Annotated in this window: 20 protein-coding genes and 1 pseudogene; 8 read left to right on the top strand and 13 right to left on the bottom strand. The window is 69.6% G+C overall.

Annotated features, from left to right (window positions below):
* Positions 1 to 125: 125 nt before the first annotated feature.
* Positions 126 to 413 (bottom strand): hypothetical protein, encoded by a 288-nt coding sequence (locus tag VFG40_RS12895; RefSeq protein WP_324898089.1) that lies wholly within the window; start codon positions 411 to 413, stop codon positions 126 to 128.
* Positions 414 to 567: 154 nt separating this feature from the next.
* Positions 568 to 852: a hypothetical protein gene (locus VFG40_RS12890; RefSeq protein ID WP_324898087.1), complete on the bottom strand. Its 285-nt coding sequence runs from the start codon at positions 850 to 852 to the stop codon at positions 568 to 570.
* 208 nt (positions 853 to 1060) lie between these two features.
* Between VFG40_RS12890 and VFG40_RS12885 the strand changes: the two genes are divergently transcribed.
* Positions 1061 to 2050 (top strand): SDR family oxidoreductase, encoded by a 990-nt coding sequence (locus VFG40_RS12885; RefSeq protein ID WP_414649297.1) that lies wholly within the window; start codon positions 1061 to 1063, stop codon positions 2048 to 2050.
* A 168-nt stretch (positions 2051 to 2218) separates the two neighbouring features.
* On the opposite strand, the gene VFG40_RS12880 is transcribed toward VFG40_RS12885, so the two are convergent.
* The gene (locus VFG40_RS12880) at positions 2219 to 2413 is read right to left on the bottom strand and encodes a hypothetical protein (protein ID WP_324898083.1); all 195 of its coding nucleotides are present in this window, start codon (positions 2411 to 2413) and stop codon (positions 2219 to 2221) included.
* Positions 2414 to 2580: 167 nt separating this feature from the next.
* On the opposite strand from VFG40_RS12880, the gene VFG40_RS12875 reads away from it, so the two are divergent.
* Complete coding sequence (locus VFG40_RS12875; protein ID WP_324898081.1) at positions 2581 to 2787, top strand: hypothetical protein; 207 nt, start codon at positions 2581 to 2583, stop codon at positions 2785 to 2787.
* Positions 2788 to 2855: 68 nt separating this feature from the next.
* Here VFG40_RS12875 and VFG40_RS12870 read toward each other — a convergent pair whose 3' ends face one another.
* The 6 genes from VFG40_RS12870 to VFG40_RS12845 form a co-directional block, all read right to left on the bottom strand.
* Entirely contained in the window at positions 2856 to 4634 is a 1779-nt protein-coding gene (locus VFG40_RS12870) for a glycoside hydrolase family 15 protein (protein WP_324898079.1), read from the bottom strand.
* Positions 4635 to 4704: 70 nt separating this feature from the next.
* Positions 4705 to 5736 carry an SDR family oxidoreductase gene (locus tag VFG40_RS12865; RefSeq protein ID WP_324898078.1) on the bottom strand — a complete coding sequence of 344 codons (1032 nt, stop codon included), beginning with the start codon at positions 5734 to 5736 and terminating at the stop codon, positions 4705 to 4707.
* 11 nt (positions 5737 to 5747) lie between these two features.
* A complete protein-coding gene (locus VFG40_RS12860; protein ID WP_324898076.1) occupies positions 5748 to 6149 on the bottom strand; it encodes a sensory rhodopsin transducer in 402 nt (133 codons plus the stop codon).
* Between the two features lie 55 nt (positions 6150 to 6204).
* A complete protein-coding gene (locus VFG40_RS12855; RefSeq protein ID WP_324898074.1) occupies positions 6205 to 9195 on the bottom strand; it encodes an FAD-binding and (Fe-S)-binding domain-containing protein in 2991 nt (996 codons plus the stop codon).
* A 44-nt stretch (positions 9196 to 9239) separates the two neighbouring features.
* Positions 9240 to 10343 carry an enolase C-terminal domain-like protein gene (locus VFG40_RS12850; protein ID WP_324898071.1) on the bottom strand — a complete coding sequence of 368 codons (1104 nt, stop codon included), beginning with the start codon at positions 10341 to 10343 and terminating at the stop codon, positions 9240 to 9242.
* Positions 10340 to 12136 carry a thiamine pyrophosphate-requiring protein gene (locus VFG40_RS12845; RefSeq protein ID WP_324898069.1) on the bottom strand — a complete coding sequence of 599 codons (1797 nt, stop codon included), beginning with the start codon at positions 12134 to 12136 and terminating at the stop codon, positions 10340 to 10342. The genes VFG40_RS12850 and VFG40_RS12845 overlap by 4 nt, the downstream gene beginning before the upstream one ends.
* A 416-nt stretch (positions 12137 to 12552) precedes the next feature.
* On the opposite strand from VFG40_RS12845, the gene VFG40_RS12840 reads away from it, so the two are divergent.
* Positions 12553 to 12747 (top strand): hypothetical protein, encoded by a 195-nt coding sequence (locus VFG40_RS12840; protein ID WP_324898067.1) that lies wholly within the window; start codon positions 12553 to 12555, stop codon positions 12745 to 12747.
* Between the two features lie 127 nt (positions 12748 to 12874).
* On the opposite strand, the gene VFG40_RS12835 is transcribed toward VFG40_RS12840, so the two are convergent.
* Positions 12875 to 13819 (bottom strand): NAD(P)/FAD-dependent oxidoreductase, encoded by a 945-nt coding sequence (locus VFG40_RS12835; RefSeq protein ID WP_324898065.1) that lies wholly within the window; start codon positions 13817 to 13819, stop codon positions 12875 to 12877.
* A gap of 167 nt (positions 13820 to 13986) precedes the next feature.
* On the opposite strand from VFG40_RS12835, the gene VFG40_RS12830 reads away from it, so the two are divergent.
* Positions 13987 to 14862: a DUF72 domain-containing protein gene (locus VFG40_RS12830; RefSeq protein ID WP_324898063.1), complete on the top strand. Its 876-nt coding sequence runs from the start codon at positions 13987 to 13989 to the stop codon at positions 14860 to 14862.
* 59 nt (positions 14863 to 14921) lie between these two features.
* Here VFG40_RS12830 and VFG40_RS12825 read toward each other — a convergent pair whose 3' ends face one another.
* The gene (locus VFG40_RS12825) at positions 14922 to 15281 is read right to left on the bottom strand and encodes a response regulator (protein ID WP_324898061.1); all 360 of its coding nucleotides are present in this window, start codon (positions 15279 to 15281) and stop codon (positions 14922 to 14924) included.
* A gap of 267 nt (positions 15282 to 15548) precedes the next feature.
* Here VFG40_RS12825 and VFG40_RS12820 point away from each other — a divergent pair, with 267 nt between their 5' ends.
* Positions 15549 to 16403, top strand: coding sequence for a YihY/virulence factor BrkB family protein (locus VFG40_RS12820; RefSeq protein WP_324898059.1), 855 nt, complete (start codon positions 15549 to 15551; stop codon positions 16401 to 16403).
* Positions 16404 to 16485: 82 nt separating this feature from the next.
* A complete protein-coding gene (locus VFG40_RS12815) occupies positions 16486 to 17856 on the top strand; it encodes a cation:proton antiporter (RefSeq protein ID WP_324898057.1) in 1371 nt (456 codons plus the stop codon).
* A 31-nt stretch (positions 17857 to 17887) separates the two neighbouring features.
* Here VFG40_RS12815 and VFG40_RS12810 read toward each other — a convergent pair whose 3' ends face one another.
* Both VFG40_RS12810 and VFG40_RS12805 read right to left on the bottom strand, forming a co-directional pair.
* Complete coding sequence (locus tag VFG40_RS12810) at positions 17888 to 19180, bottom strand: Nramp family divalent metal transporter (RefSeq protein ID WP_324898055.1); 1293 nt, start codon at positions 19178 to 19180, stop codon at positions 17888 to 17890.
* A gap of 166 nt (positions 19181 to 19346) precedes the next feature.
* Positions 19347 to 19844: pseudogene (locus tag VFG40_RS12805) on the bottom strand (ferritin-like domain-containing protein); the annotation flags it as partial.
* A 413-nt stretch (positions 19845 to 20257) separates the two neighbouring features.
* On the opposite strand from VFG40_RS12805, the gene VFG40_RS12800 reads away from it, so the two are divergent.
* Both VFG40_RS12800 and glgA read left to right on the top strand, forming a co-directional pair.
* Positions 20258 to 20581, top strand: coding sequence for a hypothetical protein (locus VFG40_RS12800; protein WP_324898053.1), 324 nt, complete (start codon positions 20258 to 20260; stop codon positions 20579 to 20581).
* A gap of 340 nt (positions 20582 to 20921) precedes the next feature.
* Complete coding sequence (gene glgA, locus VFG40_RS12795) at positions 20922 to 22472, top strand: glycogen synthase GlgA (RefSeq protein ID WP_324898051.1); 1551 nt, start codon at positions 20922 to 20924, stop codon at positions 22470 to 22472.
* The last annotated feature ends 69 nt before the right edge of the window (positions 22473 to 22541 follow it).

The raw sequence follows: 22541 nt of genomic DNA, 5'->3' as shown, positions 1-22541 counted from the left end.
ACCACGGGCGAGCTAGCGTGGTTAGCCGCGGTGCGTCCCGGGCCTTGTGCCACATGGCGCGGGACGCGCGAATCTCAGGCATCCGCAACGGGGCTTGCCCCCAGCGACAGCACGATATGACGTGATCAGCGCGCCACGCAGCGGAACGTCAGGCCATAGGACTGCTGCCCCCAGTGGGCAGCACCGTGGGTCTCCACGTTGACCTGCTGCATTTGCTCGCCCCTCGCGTCGCACCAGGCGTTGGCAGCGGCCAGCGCCTTGAGCTGAATGTCGCTCCAGTCCGTGTTGTCGCTGGGTTTGGCCACAACCAGATAGTTGCCGCTGCCCGCAGACACGACATCGCTGGTCTTGATTGTCAGCGGTGCACACGCCGTCAGCAGCGCCGCCGCGCCAAGCCATCCCGTTCGCTTCACGATGTTCCCCTGGTGCCGCCATCCCCGGCGGCGTCTGATTCTGCGCCATGCAGGAACGTCAGGCCAATCACGCGCGGCCGCCAAACGAGTTGCCGGCAAATAAGAAAAGGCCGCCCATGCAGGCGGCCTTTCTTGTCTACTCGGCTTTCAGCAGTCAGTTATCGCGGTTGACGAGCTTGAAGAACGTGCTGTCTTCGCCGGAGCTTTTGTGCTGCTGGTAGAGGAAGGCGACATCGGTGTCGTCGAACTTCTTGAACCACTGGTCCCAGCTGATGTGGTTGAGCGATTCCTCGCCGGCGCCGCCCGGGAAATCGATGCGCAAGATGCCGGGATCATTGTCCGAGCCGGTCCCTTTCACGCAGGCCGGCTTGCCGTCGTGCATCTCGACCCACTGACGGATCTCGTCGTGGTTGGTGGTGGTCTTGGATGTGGATGTCATGAGGCTCCTCCTGGCATCGGCCTGCGGCGACGCCGATATGAAAAAAGGCATGCCGCGATGTCCGCGGCAACCGTCATCGATGCTCGCATCGGCCCCGTTCAACGGGCGTCGAAGCGGGGCCGCGATCCGATCACTTTTCCATTGCGCAGGGCGCGGTTTGGGGTCGGGCGTCAAGCGCGTTCCACCGGGCGTTCACCCGCGCCGGACGCTGCGCCGACCAGCATCGAGACTTCGTCTTTCCACGGAGTACGACATGACCCGAGACCGATCATCCAAGCCGGACAAGCCTGCCGCAACGCGTGGCAAGGCGGCATCGGCCAAGTCCTCCCAGGAAGTGCATGCACCGAAGGAGCCGACTAATCCATTGCCGGCGCAGCATCTCAACAAGCCGGGCCTGGAGAAGGATCTCGAGCCGCGTCCGCGCTACAAGGCGCCGGAGTATCGCGGCAGCGGCAAGCTCGAGGGCAAGGCCGCGCTGATCACCGGCGGCGATTCCGGCATCGGCCGTGCGGTGGCGGTGCTGTTCGCACGCGAGGGCGCCGACGTGGCGATCGTCTATCTGGACGAGCACGAGGATGCGCAGGAGACCCAGCAGGCGGTGGAAGCGGAGGGCCGGCAGTGCCTGCTCATCCCCGGCGACGTGCGCGATCGGGAATTCTGCGAGCGGGCGGTGGCGCAGACGGTGGATGCATTCGAGAAGCTGTCGGTGCTGGTCAACAACGCCGCCTTCCAGCAGCACGCCGAGCGCCTGGAGGATGTCAGCGAGGAGCGTTTCGACACCACCTTGCGCACCAATCTCTACGGCTACTTCCACATGGCCAAGGCCGCCCTGCCCCACCTGACCAGCGGCGACTGCATCATCAACACCGGCTCGGAAACCGGGCTGTTCGGCAACAAGGTGCTGCTGGACTACTCGATGACCAAGGGCGGCATCCACGCTTTCACCAAGGCGCTCGCCGCGAACCTTGCCGACAAGGGCATCCGCGTGAATGCCGTGGCGCCGGGCCCGGTGTGGACGCCGCTGAATCCGGCCGACGCGCCGGCGGACAAGATCGTGGACTTCGGCAAGTCCAGCGCGATGGGCCGTCCCGCGCAGCCGGAGGAGCTGGCCCCCGCGTACGTGTTCCTGGCGTCGCCGGTCTGCGCCAGCTACATCTCCGGCGCCATCCTTCCGGTGATGGGCGGACCCACGCCGTAAGTGCCGTGCGAGGCCGGCGAGCCGCGATGGCTCGCCGGCGTTTGCGCGTCGCGCTCACGACATTGCGGCGTACCGCGATCCATGGACGCGCCCGACTCGTCAATCAGGTCGGGCGTCCGCCACACACCGGGGCGCACAGGACAACCCTCGGCGGAAACGGCACCCAACTCAGCCGTGCGGTACTTCGGTAGTTCCCTCGTGGCGCTTCTCGAAGTCGCTCTGCTTGCCCGAGCGCTCATGTTTGTTGCGCGGTGTGCGGCTGCCCTGGTCGAAGTCGTTGCCGTCACCGCTGGCGCGGCTCTGCTCGTCCTCGTCCATCGAGGGGTAACCGGTCTTGCGGACATCGCGAGGGGGCGTGGTCATGGGGCTCTCCGGATCAGCGGGTGGTAATCCATGGTGGTCGCGCCGGGCTCACGGCGCCGTGCGGATTCCGTCTACGGCCCGTTTGCACCGCGGTTCCCCGCTGCTCCGGCCCGCTGGTCCGGGCTGGGGCTCTGGCGAAGCGGAGCAGCGGCGCGCATTCACCCCGCGTGCGCCGCGCCGATGCCACGCTGCATGGACGCCAAGCCGAACTCGAACGCGAGGATTCCATGAGCCAGAACAGCACCCCGCCGAAAAAATCCGGCTACGACGAGAGCCACCCGAAAGATCCGCAGGGCGGCAAAGGCCATCCCGCGCCGGACGCGCCGCGGCAGCCGCAGAACGACCCGGACGCCAAGCCGCAGCCGTCGTCGTGAGATTCGCCTGACGCCAGGGCCTACTCACCCGCGCGATGGCGCCGGCGATCCGCGCCGGCGCGTCGCCCTCAGCCCTCGCCCAGCGCCCGAACGGTGTTGATCAGCGCCACGTGCGAGAGCGCCTGGGGAAAGTTGCCGCACAGGCGCGCTGCGCCCACGTCGTACTCCTCCGACAGCAGGCCGACGTCGTTGCACAGCGCCAGCAAGCGCGACAGCAACTGCCGCGCTTCGTCGTGGCGACCCTGCAGGTGTTTCACGTGCGCCAGCCAGAAGCTGCAGGCGATGAACGTGCCCTCGCCGCCCTCCAGGCCGTCGTTGCCGTCGGTGTGGCGGTAGCGCATCAGCAACCCGTTGCCCTCATCCAGCTCCGACTCGATCGCCCGCACGGTGGCGGCGATGCGTGGATCATCGGCGGGCAGGAATCCGTAGATCGGCAGCAGCAACAGGCTCGCGTCCAGCGCAGGTTGCCCGTAGCACTGCGTGAAGCATCCGCGTAACGGGTCGATGCCGTGCGCCAGCACGTCTTCGCGGATGCTGCCGGCCAGTGCCTCCCACCGCGCCAGCGGCGCGCTGTGGCCGAATTCCCGCGCACTGCGCAGCGCGCGGTCCACCGCCACCCACGCCATCACGCGCGAGTGGGTGAACACTCGCGGCGCGCCGCGCATCTCCCAGATGCCGTGCCCCGGCTCCCGCCACACGTTGGCCAGGTGCTCCACCAGCGCACACTCCAGCGACCACGTATCGGGATCGGGTGCCAGGCCGTGGCGACGGGCGTGGTAGAGCGCGTTGAGCACCTCGCCGTAGACATCGACCTGCACCTGCTTGGCCGCGCCGTTGCCGAAGCGCACGGGAGCGGACTGCTCGTATCCGGGCAGCCAGTCGCACACCCACTCGTCGATCCGGCGGCGTCCGTCCAGCCCGTACATGATCTGCAGCTGCGCCGGGTGCCCGGCGATGCAGCGCATCAGCCAGTTGCGCCACTGCGCCGCCTCCTGCCGCAGGCCGGCCCCGGCGAACGCCAGCAGCGTGAAGCTCGCGTCGCGCAGCCAGCCGTAGCGGTAGTCCCAGTTGCGCTTGCCCCCGATGCATTCGGGCAGCGAACTGGTGGCCGCCGCCGCGACGCCGCCACCGTCACGCTCGGTGAGCGCCTTCAACGTCACCAGCGAGCGCAGGACCGCATCGGCGTGCGGGCCGTCACCGGGCTGCACCGCGTCTGCCCAATCGGTCCAGAACGCATCGCTGTCGGCGAGGGCCTGCGTGGCGTCCATCGGCGCGGGCGCACGCTCCACCGAGGCGGTGCACTGCAATGCAAAGCAGCTGTTATCGCCCTCGCGCAGCAGCCACTCGCCGCACACCGCATCGCCCTCCGCGTCGAGCGACAGGTGCTTTACGTCGGTGTCCAGCCAAAGCGCGATCGGCCCCATCACCAGCTGCCAGCGCCCGTCATGACGGCGGATGCCGGGCAGCGCCTTGCCGTAGTCGAAGCGCGCACGCAGCTCCAACCGCATCGGCACACATCCGGAGACGCAGCGGACGCTGCGCACCACGCTGGTGCGCTCGCTGCGCCAGGGCATCGCCTCGCTCACCTCGACCACGCCATCGGCGGTGTGCCAGCGCGTTTCCAGCGTGGCGGTGCCGCGGCGGTAGTGCCGCTCCACCCGGGCTACCGCCGCCTTTTCGGCAGGGGCCAGCAGCCAGCGGCCGTGCCGGTGTTCGCCCAGCAGTGCCGCGAAACAGGTGTCGGAGCCGATCCGCGGCCAGCACAACCAGTCGATCGAACCATCGCGGCCAACCAGCGCCGCACTGCGGCCGTCGCCCAGCAGCGCGTAGTGCTCGATGCGGCTCACCGGCGCACCGTGCCGGCGCATCGCAGGCACCGGCCGACCGGGCGCGGCCGGTACCAATCCACGGGGCAGCTCACCGCATGGACCCCCGCTGGCGACGCGATCCCCACAGGCGCCGCGCCACCAGGGCGGCCATGGTCAGCGCGCCGGCGACTACCGCCGGCCGGTGCGTGGTCAGCCACAGCTGCGGACTCGATGCGCGCGCGCGGTGGTCGAAGCGGCCGTGGGTGCCGTAGTCATCGTGCACCGCCTTGAACAGGTTGTCCGGCCGCGGCTCCGGCAACCGCTGGTCGCTCATCTGGCCGGAGTAACCCTGCTTGACCAACTTGCGGTCGGCCAGCCACGGCGCCAGCGCGTTGCCGAGGATCGCCTTGACCGCGGGAAACCCCACCCACAGCTCGCGCCGCCGATGATGGGCCGCCCAGTAGATCGCATCGGCAGCCACCTCCGGCTGGAAAATCGGCGGCACCGGTTGCGGCCGCCACGCCAGCCGCGTGCGTGCCCACTGGAACTGCGGCGTGTTGAAGGCCGACAGCTGCACCATCGTCAGCCCCACCGCGCAGCGCTCGTGCATCAGCTCCACCCGCAGCGCGTCGGTGAACCCGCGGATGGCGAACTTGGCCCCGCAGTAGGCCGACTGCAGCGGAATCGCCCGGTAAGCCAGCGCAGAACCCACCTGCACGACGTGCCCGCGGTTGCGCGAGCGCATGCGCTTGAGCGCGGCCATGGTGCCGTGCACGGTGCCGAGGTAGGTCACCTCGGTCGCGCGGCGGAACTCGGCCGGCCGGATCTCGCTGACCGGGGCGAAGATGGTCGCCATCGCCGCGTTTACCCACACGTCGATGGGGCCGAGTTCGGACTCGATGCGTTCGGCCGCCGCTTCTACGGCGTCGGCATCGGCCACGTCCAGCGGTATCGCGAGCGCCTGGCCGCCAAGTTCGCGCACTTCCTGCGCGGCGCTGTCCAGCGCTTCGCTGGCACGGGCAATCAGGGCGACGCGCGCACCAGCGCGGGCGAACCGGTGGGCGGTGGCGCGGCCGACACCGGCCGAGGCTCCGGTGATGACAACGACTTCGGACGTGCGGCGACGGGGGCGCAGAGGCATGGCGATCTCCTTCAGTGGGCGGATGCGTGATGGGCGATGGTGCTGAGCAGGGCCAGCGCGGGCTGTCGCGAGTCCAGCCGGGTGTGCTGCACCACCACCGGCAGGTCCGACTCGATGACGCTGGCGTAAGGGGTGTCGCGCGGCACCGGCTCGGGATCGCGCAGGTCGTTGAAGCGCACGTGCCGGGTACGCTGCGCCGGCACCGTCACCCGGTACGGCCCGACCGGCTCGCGATCGGTGAAGTACAGCGTGATCGACACGTGCGCTTCGGCGTCGTTGGCGTTGAGCAGGCACGCGGTTTCGTGGCTGACAAAGCGTGGGTCACCGCCGTGCGTGCTTTCCGGCGGGATGTAGCCCTCGGCGATGGCCCAGCGGGTGTTGCCGATCGGCGCGGGTGGATGCGACTGGCTCATGGTGTGGCTCCTCGGTGAAGGTCGGAAAAGGCGCGGCGCGCAGACCGCGGCCGGGTCAGCGCACCGCATCGGCCGCGCGTGGATCAGTGAGCGAGACGGGCACGGGCAGCAGATGGGGCGGACCCTGGCGCACCGCCATCGCCAGCACCTGCGACACGTCCAGCGCCTGCCGCCCGGTGCACTGGGCGATCTGCTGGCGGCAGCTGAAACCGTTGGTGATGATCAGCGTGTCAGGCGCCGCGGCACGCACCGCCGGCAGCAGCTGCAGCTCGCCCACGCGCACCGATACATCCACCTTGCGCGCGTCGAAGCCGAACGAACCGGCCATGCCGCAGCAGCCGGCGTCCAGCCAGGTGACGTCCAGGCCGAGCCGCCCGAGCAGGCGCTTCTCCGCCGCGGTGCCGAGCACCGCGTGGTGATGGCAGTGCGCGTGCACCAGCGCCTTGCGCCGCAGCGGCGGCGGCAGGTAGCCGCTGCGCTCGATGAACTCGCTGAAGATGAAGGTATTGCGGCTCAGCCAGAGCGCCTTCTCGTCGCCGGGAAACAGGCGCGGCAGCTCGTCGCGGAAGCTGGTCACGCAGGACGGCTCCAGCCCGACCACCGGCACGTCCGCGTCGATCGGCCCGGCCAGCGCATGCAGGATGTCGCGCAGCTGGTGGCGCGCCAGGTCGAGCATGCCTTCGGCATACAGCGGCCGGCCGCAGCACAGCTCGGCCTGCGGCATCTGTACCCGGTAGCCGGCGGCCTCCAGCACCAGTACGGCGTCCTGCAGCGGCTGCGGATGCAGGTAGTTGTTGAACGTGTCCGGCCACAGCAGCACGGGCGGGCCGTGCGGGTTGGCCGGCTCGTGCCCGGCGAACCAGGCGCGAAAGGTCCGGGTGGCGAAGCTGGGCATGGTGCGCCGCTGCGCGATGCCGCCGATGAACTTGCTCAGCCGCGACAGCCCCGGCGCGCGCAGCAGCGCATTGGTCAGCCGCGGCACCCGCGAGCCCAGCCGCGCCCACCAGTAGATCAGCCCCATCGCATAGGCGGTGCGCGGACGCAGCCGGCCGCGATAGAAGTGCGACATGAACTCGGCCTTGTAGGTGGCCATGTCCACGTTGATCGGGCAGTCGCTCTTGCAGCCCTTGCAGGCCAGGCACAGGTCGAGCGCCTCGTGCACCGCCGGGCTGCGCCAGCCGTGATCGAGCGGATCACCTTCGAGCATCTCGAACAGCAGACGCGCGCGACCGCGGGTGGAATAGCGCTCCTCCTGGGTAGCGCGGTAGCTGGGGCACATCACGCCGCCGCTCTGGTTGCGACAGTTGCCCACGCCCACGCAGCGGGTGGTGGCGCGGGCGAAGCTCATGTCGTCGTCCGGGTAGGCGAACTCGGTCCCCAGCCGCGGCGGCTGGTAGCTCGGTCCGCGGCGCAGGTCGGCGTCGGGCGGATACGGATCGACTACCTTGCCCGGGTTCATCCGCCCGCTCGGGTCCCACAGCGCCTTGAACTGCGCGAACGCCTGCATCAACTCCTCGCCGAACATCTTCGGCAGCAGCCACGCGCGGATCTGGCCGTCGCCGTGCTCGCCCGAGTTGGAGCCGCCGTAGCTCAGCACCAGGTCCGAGGCCTCCTCCATGAACGCGTGCCACTGCGCCACCGCCGCCGGCGTGTCGAGCGAGTAGTTCACGCGGCAGTGGATGCAGCCGTCGCCGAAGTGGCCGTACAACGCGCAGTCGTAGTCGTACTTGTCCAGCAGCGCGCGGTAGTCACGCAGGTAGGCGCCCACCTGGTCCGGCGGCACGGCCGCGTCCTCCCAGCCCGGGTGGGTGTCGCGCCGCCCGGGCACGCGCGCGGTGGCGCCAAGCCCTGACTCGCGCACCTGCCACAGCAGTGCCTCCTCCGCCTGGTCGTCGAACAGCTTCATGCACGGCGGGCTGGCTTCGCGCGCCAGCGCATCCATCATGGCCCGCGCCTTGCGGTCGGCCTCGTCCTTGTCATCGCCGCCGAACTCGACCATCAACCAGCCCTTGCCCTCCGGCAGCAGCTTGCGGTCGCGCGGATGCATGTGCTTTCGCTTCATGTTGTCGATCAGCATCGCGTCGATGCCTTCGAGACCGATCGGCTGGTGCGCGAGGATCGCCGGCACGTGGTCGCCGGCCTCGAAGATGTCCGGATACCCCAGCACCACCAGCGTGCGCGATCGCGGGCTCGGCACCAGTTCCAGCTCGGCCTCCAGCACCGTCACGCAGGTGCCTTCGCTGCCGACCAGCGCGCGCGCCACGTGGAAGCCGTTCTCCGGCAGCAGCTGGTCGAGGTTGTAGCCGGAGACCCGCCGCGGGATGCGCGGATAGCGGCGGCGGATCTCGTCGGCATAGCGGTCGCGGATCGCCCTGAGGCCCGCGTAGATCTCGCCGCGCCGGCCACCTTCGCGGATGATCTGCTCCAGCTCCTCCTCGCTGGTGGCGCCCACGCGCATGCGCACGCCGTCGTAGGTGACGATGTCCAGCGAGCGCACGTTGTCGGCGGTGCGCCCGGCCATCACCGAGTGCACGCCGCAGGAGTTGTTGCCGACCATGCCTCCCAGGGTGTTGTGCGCGTGAGTGGATGGATCCGGGCCAAAAGTGAGGTGCACACGCTCGGCCGCGTCGCGCAGGGCGTCGAGGATGCAGCCGGGCCGCACGCGGGCCAGCCGGGCCTGCGGATCGAGCGAGAGGATCTCGCGCAGATGGCGCGAGCAGTCCATCACCACCGCCACGTTGCAGCACTGGCCTGCCAGGCTGGTGCCGCCACCACGCGCCAGCACCGGCGCATCGTGCGCGTGGCACACGCGCAGCGTCGCCAGCACGTCGTCGACGTCCAGCGGCACCACCACGCCGATCGGTACCTGGCGGTAGATCGAGCCGTCGGTGGCATACATGCCGCGGGTACCGGCGTCGAAGCGCACCTCGCCACGCACCGCCTGCGTCAGCGCCGCGGCCAGTGCGGCAGCCTGCGCATCCGGCCAGGCGCGGGCGTCGCGACCGGTGCCTTCGCCGGGGCGCGGATGGGCGGGTGCGGCGTGCATGGCTCCTCCAGTGGTCGGATGTCGGAAAAACAGGCGGTCGGCGATCAGGCGGTGATCCGGAAACGCTCCACGTCCGGCTGTTTCAGGGTGAGGCCCAACCCGGGCCGCGTAGAGTCCACCCACAGCGCGCCGTCGCGCAGCGTCGGCAAGCCGTCGAAGAACATCGACTCGATGCGCACGTGGTCGTGGAAGTACTCCACGTGCGCCAGGTTCCCCACCGCGCTGCACACGTGCGCGTGCAGGTGCGGCGCGCAATGCGCGGAGACGGCGATGCCATGGCTGTCGGCCAGTGCCGCGGCCCGCACGAACCCGCTGAAACCGCCGCAGCGGGTGCTGTCCACCTGCAGCACGTCGACCGCACCGGCGGCCAGCATGTGCTCGAAGTACCAGCCGTCCCAGCCGTACTCACCCGCGGCCTGGTCCATCCCCGCCGGCAGCGTGCTGCGCAGCGCGGCGAGGCCGTCGAGGTCGTCGGAGCTGAGCGGCTCTTCCAGCCAGCACACGCCATGGGCGGCGAAGCGTTCGGCTTCGCGCGGCGCCTGCGCGCGGTCGTAGGCGCCGTTGGCGTCGACCATCAGGGCAACCTTCTCGCCGATTGCCTCGCGCGCCAGCCGCAGCCGTGCCGGATCATGCGCGGGGTCGGCACCGACCTTGATCTTCACCCGCGCCAGACCCTGCGCCACGAAACCGGCGAGCTGCTGTTGCAGGCGATCCGGCCCGTACGAGGTGAAGCCGCCGCTGCCGTAGGCGGGCACGGCGCGGTGGCGGCGGCCCAGCAGGTCCACCACCGGACGCTGCAGCAGGCGTCCCTGCAGATCCCACAGCGCGTGATCCAGCGCAGCCACCGCCATCATCCCCACGCCGGGCCGGCCGATGTTGCGCAGCGCGCGCTGCATCGCCTGCCACAGGCCGTCGATATCCATCGGATCGCCGCCCAGCAACACCCCGCGCAGCGGCTCGCCGATCAATGCCACCGCGCTGCGATGGGCGTAGGTGTAACCCAGGCCGCATTCGCCACCGGCATGCACGCGGGCGATCGCCAGGGTGGTCGAGCACCATTCCAGCGTGCCGTCGGCTTCGGGCTGGTCGGTGGGTATGCGGTAGGCCACCGCCTCGACCCGTTCGATGGGGGCGGCCGGCGCGCTCATGCGTTTTTCGAATCGCCCGGCAGCAGCCCGGCCATCATGTCGCGCAGGCTCTGGCGGATGATGCCCAGCTCGTCCGGATCACCCTTGGCCAGCGCCGTCATGTACGCCTTGGCCTGCGCCCAGCGGATGTGCGGCGGCAACGGCGGCACGTCCGGATCGGCGATGAACTCGAGCAGCACCGGACGGTCGGCGGCGAACGCCTCCTCCCAGGCGGCGGCGATGTCCTCGGGCCGTTCCACCCGGATGCCCTTGAAGCCCAGCATGCGGGCGTACTCCGCGTAGGGGAAATCCTCCACGTCCTGCGCCGCGGCAAACTTGGGGTCGCCGGCCAGCGCGCGCTGCTCCCAGGTGACCTGATTGAGATCGTGGTTGGCCAGCACCATCACCACGAAGCACGGGTTGCTCCAGCGCTCCCAGTACTGCTTGACGGTGATCAGTTCCGCATTGCCGTTCATCTGCATGGCGCCGTCGCCGACGATCGCCAGCACCGGCCGCTCGGGGTGGGCCATCTTCGCCGCGATCGCGTAAGGCATGCCGCTGCCCATGGTCGCCAGCTTGCCCGACAGCGACGCCATCATGCCCTGGCGGATCCTGACGTCGCGCGCATACCAGTTGGTGTGCGAACCGCAGTCGCCGCAGATGATCACGTTGCCCGGCAGGCGCGGCGACAGCTCCCAGAAAATGCGCTGCGGATTGATCGGGTCGGCCGGCTCCATCGCCTTGGCCTCCAGCGCGCGCCACCACTTGCGCACGTTCACCTCGATCCGCTCGCGCCAGTCGGGGTTGTCCTTCCGGTGCAGCAGCGGCAACAGCGCGCGGATCACCTGGGCGCTGTCGCCGATCAGGTTGACCTCGGTCGGGTAGCGCATCGACACGTTGCGCGGATTGATGTCGATCTGCACCGCGCGCGCCTGCCCGTCCGGCGGCAGGAACTCCGAATACGGGAACGTGGTGCCGATCATCAGCAGGGTGTCGCAGTCGTTCATCAGCTCCCAGCTGGGCTTGGTGCCGAGCAGGCCGATCGAGCCGGTGACGAACGGCAGGTCGTCCGGCAATGCCGCCTTGCCCAGCAGCGCCTTGGCCACGCCGGCGTCCAGGTGACGCGCCAGCGCGATCACCTCCTCGCCTGCATGAAGGGCACCGGCGCCGATCAGGATCGCCACGCGCTTGCCCGCGTTGAGCACCTCGGCAGCGCGCTGCAGGTCGTGTGCGGACGGCTGCGGATGCGCAGGGGCATAGCCGACGCCGGAGTAAACGTCACCGTGTGCGCGCGGCGGGCTGGGCACCGCCTTCATCTCCTGCAGGTCGTTGGGCACGATCACGCAGGTCACGCAGCGCTCGGCCGCGGCGATGCGCATGGCGCGATCCACCACGTGGCGCACCTGTGCGGGCGCCATAACGGTTTCCACATAGCCGGCGACGTCCTTGAACAAGGTCTGCAGGTCGACCCCCTGCTGGTAGTCGCTGCCGAGCGCGCTGCGCGCCTGCTGGCCGACGATGGCGACCACGGGCATGTGGTCCATGCTGGCGTCGTACAGGCCGTTCAGCAGGTGGATCGCGCCGGGGCCGGAGGTCGCCATGCACACACCCACCTCGCCGGTGAACTTGGCGTGCGCCCCGGCCATGAAGGCAGCCATTTCTTCATGCCGCACCCGCACGTAGTCGAAGCGGTCGGCGGCACGACCCATCGCGCCCATGATCCCGTTGATGCCATCGCCGGGGTAGCCAAAGATGCGCTTCACGCCCCACTCGGACAGGCGCTGAAGCAGGAAATCGCCGACGGTCTGGCTCATGAGGGGCTCCTTTGGTTTGCGTGCAATGGGCGGCAAGGCCAAGCCCTGGCGGCACGGGTGCGGCGCCGCGATGGGGCTGATGACATGCGTTCGCCACGGCGTGATCACCCGGGTCTGCTGACGCGCCGTCGTGGCAGGCCCGACCGATTGCGCAGCGCCGATATGGCACGGCTACCGCACCGCCGCCCGCTTCACCGCCTCCAGCGATGGTGCGAGCGGTGGTGTAAGTCAGCGGTCAACAGCGCGTGTCTGGCTGTGCACGAAACCGAAGGAACGTGCGAATGGCAACGGTGAGAGAGGTAGAAGGACGCTCCGGGCGCAGACCGCTACTCACGTCGTCACGCCATCGCAGTGCGTTCACCAGCGCTGCAACCGCATCGTGATCCGCTGGATCCTCCCCGCATGGAGAAACCCAGATGAGCCCGCAGAAAGATCACCCGCAGCACAGGGACCCGAAGTCCGGTGACGCGTCGCCGCCCGCGCACGAGTCGCAGGCCGACCGCCACTCCAAGGTGCCCAAGCGACCGGAAGACACCGACGCCTCCGGCAATGCGCGCAACGATGTGGGACAGGACAATCACCAGCGCAAGCACACGGGCGGCGACGCGTGAGCAGATGGCGCCGCAGCCGCGGCGTGGAGAGCTGCTGCATTTGCGGGTGAGCCGCGCCCGCACGGTCCGCTGGACGGCGTTGTCCCCAGCGGTTCACGCGCGTGCCGCACATTCGCCTGCCTGCGGCTCAGGCGAATCGCGGTGGCAACGCGCGGTGGATCGCCGTGGCAGCCAGCGCGGCATGGCCGACCGCCACGCTGATCTGGTTGAGCCCGCTGACCAGGTCGCCGATCGCGTACAACCCCGGAACGCTGGTTTCCATGTGATCGCCCACCCGCAGCGCGCCCTGCGCGTCCGCCTGCGGTGCCAGCGCCTGCACCATGCCGGCCTGGGGCACGGCCCCCAGCACGGGATAGAGCGTCTGGTAGCTGCACGTGCTGCCGTCGGCGAAACGAACCGCGCATTCGCCGTCGACCAGCGCCAGCTGCACCGGCCCGCAGCGCAGCGAGATGCCCTCGTCGACGCTTTCCACGCGCACCGCCGCGTCGCCGCCGGTGACCAGCGCAGTGACGCTGCGCGAAAACGTGCGCAGGAAACGGGCGTGGCCGAGCGTGGCCTCCAGCTCCTTGCCCAGCACCGCCATGCGCTGGTCGCGCGCCTCGTAGGCGTCACACACCGCGCACAGTCGCAACACGCCCTGCGCGATCGCCTCGTCCCGATGTTCCATCGCGGGCAGGCGATCGACCACGCCGGTGGCGAGCACCACGTGGCGCGCCCGCCAGCGTGCGGCGCGACCTTCCGTCCTGCCATCGATGGTGAACGCCTGCTCGGGCCCCGCATCGTCCGCCCGCGCGACGGCCTCCACCCGGGCACGCTGAATCACCACCCCGCTGCGCAGTGCCTGCTCGCGATAGCGCGCCAGCAGCCGATCGCCCGCCACGCCCATCGGGAACCCGGGGCAGTTGTGGCTGGCCGGAATCCAGCGCGCTCGGCTCGCGCCGGCATCGAGCACCAGCAGCCGGCGCCGGTAGCGCGCCAGGTACGTCGCCGCGGTGAGGCCGGCCGGGCCGGCGCCGATCACGACGCAATCGAGTACCGGGATATCGGCTTGCGCGGAAGCCTGCTGTGCCATTGCGGCTCGCTCCTTGGGCAGGTGAAGGGCGGCGCACGGTATTCACCACCGCGCCATCGCCCACAGTGGACGCGATGCGATCCACGCAGCGTGCATGGCGAGCCAAGGCGGCCATGCGCGGCACGATGCGCGAGACAACGCCGTCACGCGCGGGCCGGAGCACGGCCGTGAGCGTGCGCGTGGGCATCTCGGGCTGGCGCTACAAGGGCTGGCGCGGCACGTTCTATCCGGAGGATCTGCTGCAGCGCCGGGAGCTGGCGTACGCCGCCGGCCTGTTTCCCACCATCGAGCTCAACGGCTCGTTCTATTCACTGCAGAAGGCGCGCTCGTATCGGCAGTGGTACGCCGAGACGCCGGAGCATTTCGTGTTCTCGGTGAAGGCGCCACGGTTCCTCACGCACGTGAAGCGGCTGCGGGAGATCGACGGCCCCTTCGCCAACTTCCTTGCGTCCGGCGTGCTGGCGCTGGAGGAAAAGCTCGGCCCGCTGCTGTGGCAATTCCCGCCGAACTTCCGCTGGCAGCCGGAGCTGTTCGAGTCGTTCCTGCAGGCGCTGCCACGCACCACCGCGCAGGCGGCCATGCTGGCGCGCGACCACGACCACCGCGTGGCCGATCCGCATCTGGAGGTTCTGCAGTCGCGTCCGCTGCGCCACGCGGTGGAGGTGCGCCACGCGAGCTTCATCGATCCGGCGCTGGTGGACCAGCTGCGGCGGCACCAGGTGGCGCTGGTGGCGGCGGACACCGCGGGCCTTCATCCGGTGATGCACGATCTCACCGCGGACTTTGTCTACGTGCGGCTGCATGGTGACACCGAGCTCTACAGCAGCGGCTACGGCGACCAGGCGCTGCGCGCCTGGGCACGACGCATCGGGTACTGGGAACGGGGCGAGCAGTCGCCCGACGCGGTGCGGGTATCCGGCAGCGACGCACCGGTGCAGCCGCGCGACGTCTACGTGTATTTTGACAATGACGCGAAAGTGCATGCGCCGTTCGACGCCCAGTCGTTGATCGCCCTGCTGAAGCGGCCGCGTGCGCGGCGCTGAGCGGTCCTGCCGTGCGCAGGAGCGCCGGGAGAGACCGTTGAGCGAGTCCGCCGGGCGCGTCAGCTGCGCTCGAGCTCCCGGATCGCCTCCAGCAGCATGTTTCGGCCGTAGGGCTTGGGCAGGAACGGCGCGTCTTCGTCCTCCAGCCGGGCGGCATCGATGGCGTCGGGATCGCCGGAGGTGAAGATCACGCGGCCCTTCCACCCCTGGCTGCGCAGCTGCCGGGTCATGCTGTAGCCGTCGGAGTGGCCCAGCAGGTAGACGTCGGTGAGCAGGATATCGATCGGGTGGCGCGCCACCACGGCGAGTGCCTCGTCGGGCGTGGCGGCGGTGTGCATGACGAAGCCGCAATGGCGCAGCAGGGTCGCGGTCACCTCGCGGACCGCCGGTTCGTCTTCCACTAGCAAAATGGCAGTCATGTCGATGCGCGTCCAAGCGGGCTGTACTTCACCGCTTTTTTTAACCGGTTTCCCGTTAGAACTATGTCTATTGGCCGGCAACGGTTCAGCCATGTGACGTCCTTGCGAAGGCCAGCCTGCGCAGCGTGGGCCCCGCCCCCCTCGGCGCGCCGACGGCTGCCAGCCGTCCACCGGCCATTGCCGCCGCGCTCACGCACTCACTACCGGGCGCGATGCTAGCGTCGTCGGCCATCCGCCCGCGCGTTCCCCGGCAGGACCTTCTTCGGCATGTTTTCGATCAAGCAGGGTGTTCACCTGATCCGCAAAGTCTTTTCCGGCTTCTGGGACGATGAACTGTTTACCCGCGCCGCGGCGCTGGCGTTCTACTCGGCTTTCTCGTTCGCACCGGTACTGGTACTGGTGCTTTGGGCGGTGTCGGCGATCCGCCCCGGGCTGGAGCAACAGCTGATCCAGACCATGGCCGCGATCGTCGGCGAAGACGGCGCAGCCGCGGCGCGACTGGTGATCCACAGCGCCAAGGACCGCCCCCAGCTGGGCCACCTGCTCGGCGTGGTGGGCCTCGGCATCACCCTTTTCAGCGCCTCGGCGGTGTTCGCGCAGATGCAGAACAGCCTCAACCGCGTGTGGAACGTGGAGCCGGAGCCGGGCAAGGCGCTCACCGGCTGGCTGCTGGCGCGCGCCCGCGCGATCGGCGTGCTGGTGGGGGTGGGGTTCTTGGTGGTGGTGTCGTTTTCGCTCACCACGCTGATCAGCCTGGTGGTGCCGCGCGACAGCGTGTGGTGGCTGGCGCTGGAGAACGTGGTGGCGCTGTTCGCCCTGTGGCTGGCGTTCGGAGCGATGTACCGGTTTCTCGCCGACGTGCGCGTGGCGTGGCGCGACGCGGTGCGCGGCGGGCTGCTGACCACGCTGCTGTTCATGGGCGGCAAGTTCCTGATCGCCCTGTACATCGAGAAGTCCAAGATCGGCGGCGCCTACGGGCCCGCCAGCGCCATCGTGGTGCTGCTGATGTGGGTGTACTACGCCTCGCTGATCGTGCTGATGGGGGCCGAGCTCAGCCACGGGCTGGCCCAGGCGCGCGGTACGCCCGACACGCCTGCCGCCCACGCGCGTCCGTCCGCATGAGCGCCGGCCGGCTTCTGCATCTCCAAAAGGCGCTTCGACCCCGCGTCTCCATCCATGCCGTCACCCACAAGGAGTGCGCACCATGGGCCTGACTGCCTGGATCGCCGCCTGCGGCGTGCTGCTTTTGCTGGCCGGACTGGCCACGGGCTGGATCCGGCGCCTGCCGATCACCTCGTTCTGGATCTTTCTCGCGGCCGGTGTCGTCGGCGGGCCGTGGTTCCTCGATCAGGTGTGGATCGATTTTCCGAAGCATCCCGAATGGGTGGCGCTGGCCAGCGAGCTGGCACTGGTGGTGTCGCTGTTCATCGGCGGACTGAAGCTGCGCGTGGGCTTTCGCCACGTGGCTTGGCGCACGGCGTGGCGACTGGCGTTTCCGGCCATGCTGTTGTGCATCGGTGGCGTCTGCGTGGCGATGCACCTGCTGTTCGGCACGCCGTGGGAGCTGGCCCTGCTGTGCGGAGCGATGATTGCGCCTACGGACCCGGTGCTGGCCAGCATCGTGGCTGTGGACGATGCCTCCGACCATGACGCCATGCGGGGCGCGCTCTCCGGCGAAGCCGGCCTCAATGACGGCGCGGCGCTGCCGTTCCTGATCCTGGCGCTGCTGCTGCTGGACCACACCGGCAGCGTGTCCGATGGCGCGCTCGGCCACTGGTTCTTCGCCAACATCGCGTGGTCACTGCCGGTGGGCGTGGCCGTGGGCGGCGGCATCGGCTGGGGCCTGGGCCTGCTCGGCACGCGGATCAAGTCGCTCACCAACGACACGGCGCCCAGCGATTTCCTGGCAATGGCGATCATGATGCTGGCGTACGCGGCGGCCGAATCGCTGTCGGCGTCGACGTTCCTGGCCGCGTTCTCTGCCGGCGTCGGCCTGCGTCACGCCGAGCTGATGATCGTGGCCCGGCATCCGCACCGGCACGGCGTGTCATCAGGCGACCAGGCATCTCCCGACGACGTCGGCGGCGGGCACGCGCCGGCGGAGTTCCTGGTCAAGCGCGGCAAGGTCGGCGACGAGTCCGGGCCGGCCGAATCGATCGGCCGGGTGGTGTTCGATGCGCTGTCTTTCGGCGACACGCTGGAGCGCATCCTGGCTGCGGTGCTGGTGTTCGCCACCGGGGCGGCGGTGGCGCGGCACTGGAGCCTGCAGGCGATTGCCGTGGCGCTGCTGCTGTTCGTGCTGGTGCGGCCGCTGTCGGTCTACCTCTCCACGGTGGGTGCGGGCATTCCCCGGCCGCGGCGGCTGCTGATGGGCTGGCTGGGGGTCCGTGGCATCGGCACCATCAACTACATGGCGTACGCACTCACCCACGGACTCAACGACGACGAGTCGGGCATGGTCACCGCACTGGCGATCACCACCGTGGTGCTGAGCGTGGTGCTGCACGGCGTCACCGCGCGGCCGCTGATGCGCTGGCGCGGGCGGCGCATGCGCGAGCACGAAGCCAACAGCTGACCCCGCCCGCTCGCATGGCGGCAGGCACCGTTCACGGGCTGGCCGGCGCCGCCACCGTCTGCCACAGCAGCACCACGTTCAGCGCCACCAGCACCGCGGCGATCGCCCAGCTGGCGCTCTTGAGTACCCGACCCATGCGGTGGCCGCCCATCACGGCACGGTCTCCCGCCAGCCACAGCAGCGGAACCACCGCCAGCGGCAGTTGCAGACTCAGTACCACCTGGCTGCCGACCAGCAGCGACGTAGAGCCGTGCGAGCCGAACACCAGCACGCCCGCCAGCGCAGGCCCTAGCGCCAGGCCGCGCGTGATCAACGCGCGGCGCGGCAGCGACATGCGAAGGTCGAGAAAACCTTCCATCACGATCTGCCCAGCCAGCGTGGCGGTAACCATGCCGTTGAGCGCGCAGGCCAGCAGCGCCAGCGCAAACAGCATGCCGGCCCACTGCTGCGGCAGCAGGTGGTCGATCAGCCGGCTTGCCTCGGCCAGGTCGCCGACCTGGCGGACGCCGTGGGCATGGAACACCGCCGCGGCCAGCACCAAGAGCGCCACGTTCACCGCCATCGCCAGTCCCAGCGACACCGCGCTGTCCAGCGCGATCCGCCGCAGCCCCGCGCGCAATTGCGTGCGCGGCGAGCGCGCCACCGGCGTGGTCAGCGACGAATGCAGGTAGAGGTTGTGCGGCATCACGGTCGCGCCGACGATGCCCGCGGCGAGCCAGAGCGTGTCGCCGTGCCGCCACTGCGCGGGGTCCGGCAGCATGCCGGCGAGCATCTCGTGCGGTCGCGGGGCGGCGGCGAAAAGCTGCACCCCCATCGCCACCATCACCACGCCCAGCAGCACCATCACGCCAGCCACCAGCCAGTGGCGACCGCGCTGCTGCAGCCAGATGAACGGCACCATCAACAGGGTCGACAGCAGCACGCCAAGCCAGAGCGGCACATGCAATAGCATGCGCAGCGCCACCGCCGCGCCCACCACTTCGGCGAGGTCGCAGGCGACGATGGCCGCCTCGCACATCAACCACATCGGCACCACGGTCGGCCGCGGCAAGCGCTCGCGGCACCATCGCGCGAGGTCGTGGCCGGTCACCGCGCCCAGCGCCGCCGCCACGCCCTGCAGCACCATCGCCACCAGGCTCGCCAGTACCACCACCAGCAGCAGCGCATAACCGTGGCCCGCACCGGCCTGGACGTCGGTGGCCCAGTTGCCCGGGTCCATGTATCCGGCAGCCACCAACGCGCCCGCACCGAGCACGCGGATGCCGCGAGCCCGCTTCGGACGTCGCAACGTCGGCGCAGGCACCGTGGCGGCACGCATGTCCATCAGCACACCCGTCCGTTGATGCAGTCACCGGCGGTCGCATCGCGGGCCGGTCCGGTCCGCGATGCGATCCGGCGCCGCAGGCTCAATGCTTCGCCTGTTGCGACGATCCGTTCTGCGACCCTGCGGACGAACGCTGCTGCCCGCCCGACTGGGCCGCCCGACCTCCCTGCGACTGCTCGGCGGCACGCTGGTTGCCGGCCTGTTCGGCGAGCAGGGTGAGCTTCTCGTCGGTGGCCTTTTCCTCTTTCAGGGTTTCCTGCAACAGCCCGATCGCGTCGCTGTAGCCGAGCTCCTTGGCCAGCGCGCTGAGCGTGCCGTAGGAGGCGATCTCGTAGTGCTCCACCTTCTGTGCGCCGCCGATCAGGGCGGCATCGCGCAGCGGCCCCTTGTCGATCGACTCGATGACGTCCCTGCCTTCGTCGATCAACCCTTCCATGGCAGCGCACTTGACCCGCTTCAGGCGCAGGTCCATCGCCTGCACGATCTGGTCGATGCGCTCGACTTGGCCCTGGGTTTCCTCGGCGTGGGCCTCGAACGCGTCGCGCAACTCCTGCGCCTGTGCCGCCTTGGCCAGTTTGGGCAATGCCCGGGTCAGCTGTTTTTCGGCGCTGTAGATGTCCGACAGCTCGTGTACGAACAGTTCTTCGATGCTCTTGACGGCCATGGTGTGCCTCGTGGGACTGGGGGATTGGGACATGCGGCCCCCGGGACATGGAGCTCCCGGAGCCGGGGTTTCTGCACGGCGTTTCTGAAACAGGGGGTTCTCACCCAGGGGGTTCAAGAAATGCGCGGGGTGACTCCCGCGCGCGCCTGCCGCAGTGGCAGGCACGCGGATCATCAACAGCGGGCCGTGACCGCAGCGCGTCGGCCGGGTGCGGGCGGTGTCGATGAGGCCGCTGCGGCATGCAAGAGAGCGCCTTCACTAACATCACGAGCCACGTCATGCGGCACGCACGGCCGCTTGCTGCGCGTGCGCGGAGCATCGCCCGTCATGCAGCGATGCCCTGCATGCCTCGGCCGCACCCCGGCAACCGGCACCTGAGCCGCACTTTTGAGGATCCACCTGGAGAGTCAACGATGAGCAATGCAGACACCTCCGGCCGCGTTGGCGGCCGGCAGCCGACGCAAGCGAGCGACGCACCGCAAGGTGCCGCTGGGCAGACGCACAACCCGCGCAACCGCGGCGAGCCGACGCAGGGGCCAGAGGGAAGCGAACAGGCCGGGCTGAAAGGCCTGAAACAGGGAAGCGACGAGAAGAGCACCGGCAAGAACAGCATGGCGAAGGATGCCGTCGACACCAACGCCGACGAGGCGCAGAGCCGCTGGAGCGGCAGCAGCGTGCGGCCCGCGGAGCCGGGCCTGCGGGACTCGCCGCAGAGTGCGCGGCGACAGGACCGGTGAATCATCGGGCGTGTGCGCGCACGCCCTTTTCACTGCTCGACCCCGCCGCCTCTCACTTTCTCGGACGCACTCCCGTCGCGCCATTACGCGAGCGAGCATCTGCATGCGCGCGGGAATCCGCGCGCCTGTTGCAGGAGCAACCGGCGCAAGCAGTCACGACCACAAGGCGAGCAGTCCCGACAAATGCGATGTCCGCGTGAGCGCGCAGCCCGCGCCAATTACACGCCGCCTTGATCGCCGAACGCCGACATTGAGCCATCTCCCCACCAGTCACTGCGCCGTGCGCAGCATGCGACCGCCTCTGCACCGGCGCGCACTTGGCGGGGCACTCGAGGTCATCATGAACAGCACCATCAAGCGCTCCCGTGCCGCTGCCACCGCCGTGTCGCAGCGGCGCGCCACGGGCAGCGCGGAACGCGCAGCAAGTCGTCACGGTCGCGCCCGTGTCGTCCAGCCGATCCACACCGGCAGCGACGTCGGCACGCTGTTCGTCACCACCGAGATGACCGACTTCATCAAGACCGGCGGCTTGGGCGATGTCTCCGCGGCGCTCACGCGCGCGCTGCGCGCGTCGCACGACGTGCGCGTGCTGCTGCCGGGCTACCGCAGCGTGCTGGACGCGCTCGGCTCGTTTCCAATCGTCGGGCGCACGCGCGCCGTGGCCGGCATCCCCGCCTGCGACATCGGCGAGGCACAGACGCGTGACGGCCTGCAGATCCTGGTGCTGTGCCACGCGGACCTGTTCGATCGCCCCGGCAATCCCTATGGCGACGCCGGTGTGGTGTGGGCGGACAACGCGCTGCGCTTCGCCACCTTGTCCAGCGCCGCGGCCGACATCGCTTCGGGCCGCGCCGGGCTCGACTGGCAGCCGCGGCTGCTGCACCTCAACGACTGGCCCACCGCCCTTGCCGCGGCATACCTGCGCTGGCGCGGCGTCCATACTCCAACGGTGCTGACCATCCACAACCTGGCCTACCAGGGGGTCTTTCCGCGCCGGCAGTGCGCCGACCTGGGGCTGCTGGTGGATGACCCGGAGCTGGCCTTCCACGGCAACCTCTCGTTCCTGCGTGCGGGCATCGCACATGCCGACGTCTGCACCACCGTCAGCCACAGCTACGCGCGGCAGATCACCGGCCCCACCTACGGTTGCGGACTGGAAGCACTGCTGGCCCGCAAGGCCCGCCAGGGCCGCCTGCACGGCATCGTCAACGGCATCGACGCCAGCTGGAGCAGCGTCAACGACCCGGCACTGGTGGAGCGTTTCCAGCCCGGCGACTGGCAGCGCCGCCAGCAAAACAAGCTGGCGATCCAGCACAGCTGCAACCTGCGCCCGGGGCACGGCCCGCTGTTCGGCATCGTCTCGCGGCTGGTGCACCAGAAGGGCATCGACCTGGTGTGCGCGGCGATCCCGCAGATCGTGGCCGCCGGCGGCCAGCTGGTGGTGATGGGCCACGGCGAGCCGGAATTCGAGCAGGCCGTGCGCGAGATGCAGCTGCGCTTTCCCGACGATGTGGCCGGGCCGCTGCCGTTCGACGAGGCAGCCTCGCGCGTGATCTTCGCCGGCGCCGACTTCCTCCTGATGCCCTCGCGTTTCGAGCCGTGCGGGCTGAGCCAGATGTACGCGCAGGCCTACGGTTGCCTGCCCATCGCGCACGCTACCGGCGGGCTGCAGGACACCATCGACGACGGCGTCACCGGACTGCTGTTTCCCCATGCTTCGGCGATGAGCATGCGCCATGCGTTGCAGCGCGCTTTCCGGCTGCACCAGCAAACGGCGTTGCTCGATTCGATGCGGCTGGCGGCGATGCTCGAGCCGCGCAACTGGCAAGGGCCTGCACGTCAGTACGCGGCGCTCTACGACAGCACCCTGCAGATGCAGATCGCGGCTTGAGCCCGATGACACGTGCAGTGAAGGGGCCCTCCCGCAGCCACAAGCAGGTGCCGGCCACGTCGCCTGCGC

The organism is Dyella sp. (assembly GCF_035685805.1).
Taxonomy (GTDB): domain Bacteria; phylum Pseudomonadota; class Gammaproteobacteria; order Xanthomonadales; family Rhodanobacteraceae; genus Dyella_A.
This window is presented reverse-complemented; position numbering and strand designations above follow the sequence as displayed.

What these genes read in the sequence shown, in the direction of transcription:
- VFG40_RS12800 (WP_324898053.1), top strand. Translation starts at nt 20,258, where the DNA reads ATGAGCAATGCAGACACCTCCGGCCGCGTTGGCGGCCGGCAGCCGACG.
- VFG40_RS12850 (WP_324898071.1), bottom strand. Translation starts at nt 10,343, where the DNA reads ATGAGCGCGCCGGCCGCCCCCATCGAACGGGTCGAGGCGGTGGCCTAC.
- VFG40_RS12810 (WP_324898055.1), bottom strand. Translation starts at nt 19,180, where the DNA reads ATGGACATGCGTGCCGCCACGGTGCCTGCGCCGACGTTGCGACGTCCG.
- VFG40_RS12865 (WP_324898078.1), bottom strand. Translation starts at nt 5,736, where the DNA reads ATGCCTCTGCGCCCCCGTCGCCGCACGTCCGAAGTCGTTGTCATCACC.
- VFG40_RS12820 (WP_324898059.1), top strand. Translation starts at nt 15,549, where the DNA reads ATGTTTTCGATCAAGCAGGGTGTTCACCTGATCCGCAAAGTCTTTTCC.
- VFG40_RS12890 (WP_324898087.1), bottom strand. Translation starts at nt 852, where the DNA reads ATGACATCCACATCCAAGACCACCACCAACCACGACGAGATCCGTCAG.
- VFG40_RS12840 (WP_324898067.1), top strand. Translation starts at nt 12,553, where the DNA reads ATGAGCCCGCAGAAAGATCACCCGCAGCACAGGGACCCGAAGTCCGGT.
- VFG40_RS12825 (WP_324898061.1), bottom strand. Translation starts at nt 15,281, where the DNA reads ATGACTGCCATTTTGCTAGTGGAAGACGAACCGGCGGTCCGCGAGGTG.
- glgA (WP_324898051.1), top strand. Translation starts at nt 20,922, where the DNA reads ATGAACAGCACCATCAAGCGCTCCCGTGCCGCTGCCACCGCCGTGTCG.
- VFG40_RS12845 (WP_324898069.1), bottom strand. Translation starts at nt 12,136, where the DNA reads ATGAGCCAGACCGTCGGCGATTTCCTGCTTCAGCGCCTGTCCGAGTGG.
- VFG40_RS12880 (WP_324898083.1), bottom strand. Translation starts at nt 2,413, where the DNA reads ATGACCACGCCCCCTCGCGATGTCCGCAAGACCGGTTACCCCTCGATG.
- VFG40_RS12835 (WP_324898065.1), bottom strand. Translation starts at nt 13,819, where the DNA reads ATGGCACAGCAGGCTTCCGCGCAAGCCGATATCCCGGTACTCGATTGC.
- VFG40_RS12855 (WP_324898074.1), bottom strand. Translation starts at nt 9,195, where the DNA reads ATGCACGCCGCACCCGCCCATCCGCGCCCCGGCGAAGGCACCGGTCGC.
- VFG40_RS12860 (WP_324898076.1), bottom strand. Translation starts at nt 6,149, where the DNA reads ATGAGCCAGTCGCATCCACCCGCGCCGATCGGCAACACCCGCTGGGCC.
- VFG40_RS12815 (WP_324898057.1), top strand. Translation starts at nt 16,486, where the DNA reads ATGGGCCTGACTGCCTGGATCGCCGCCTGCGGCGTGCTGCTTTTGCTG.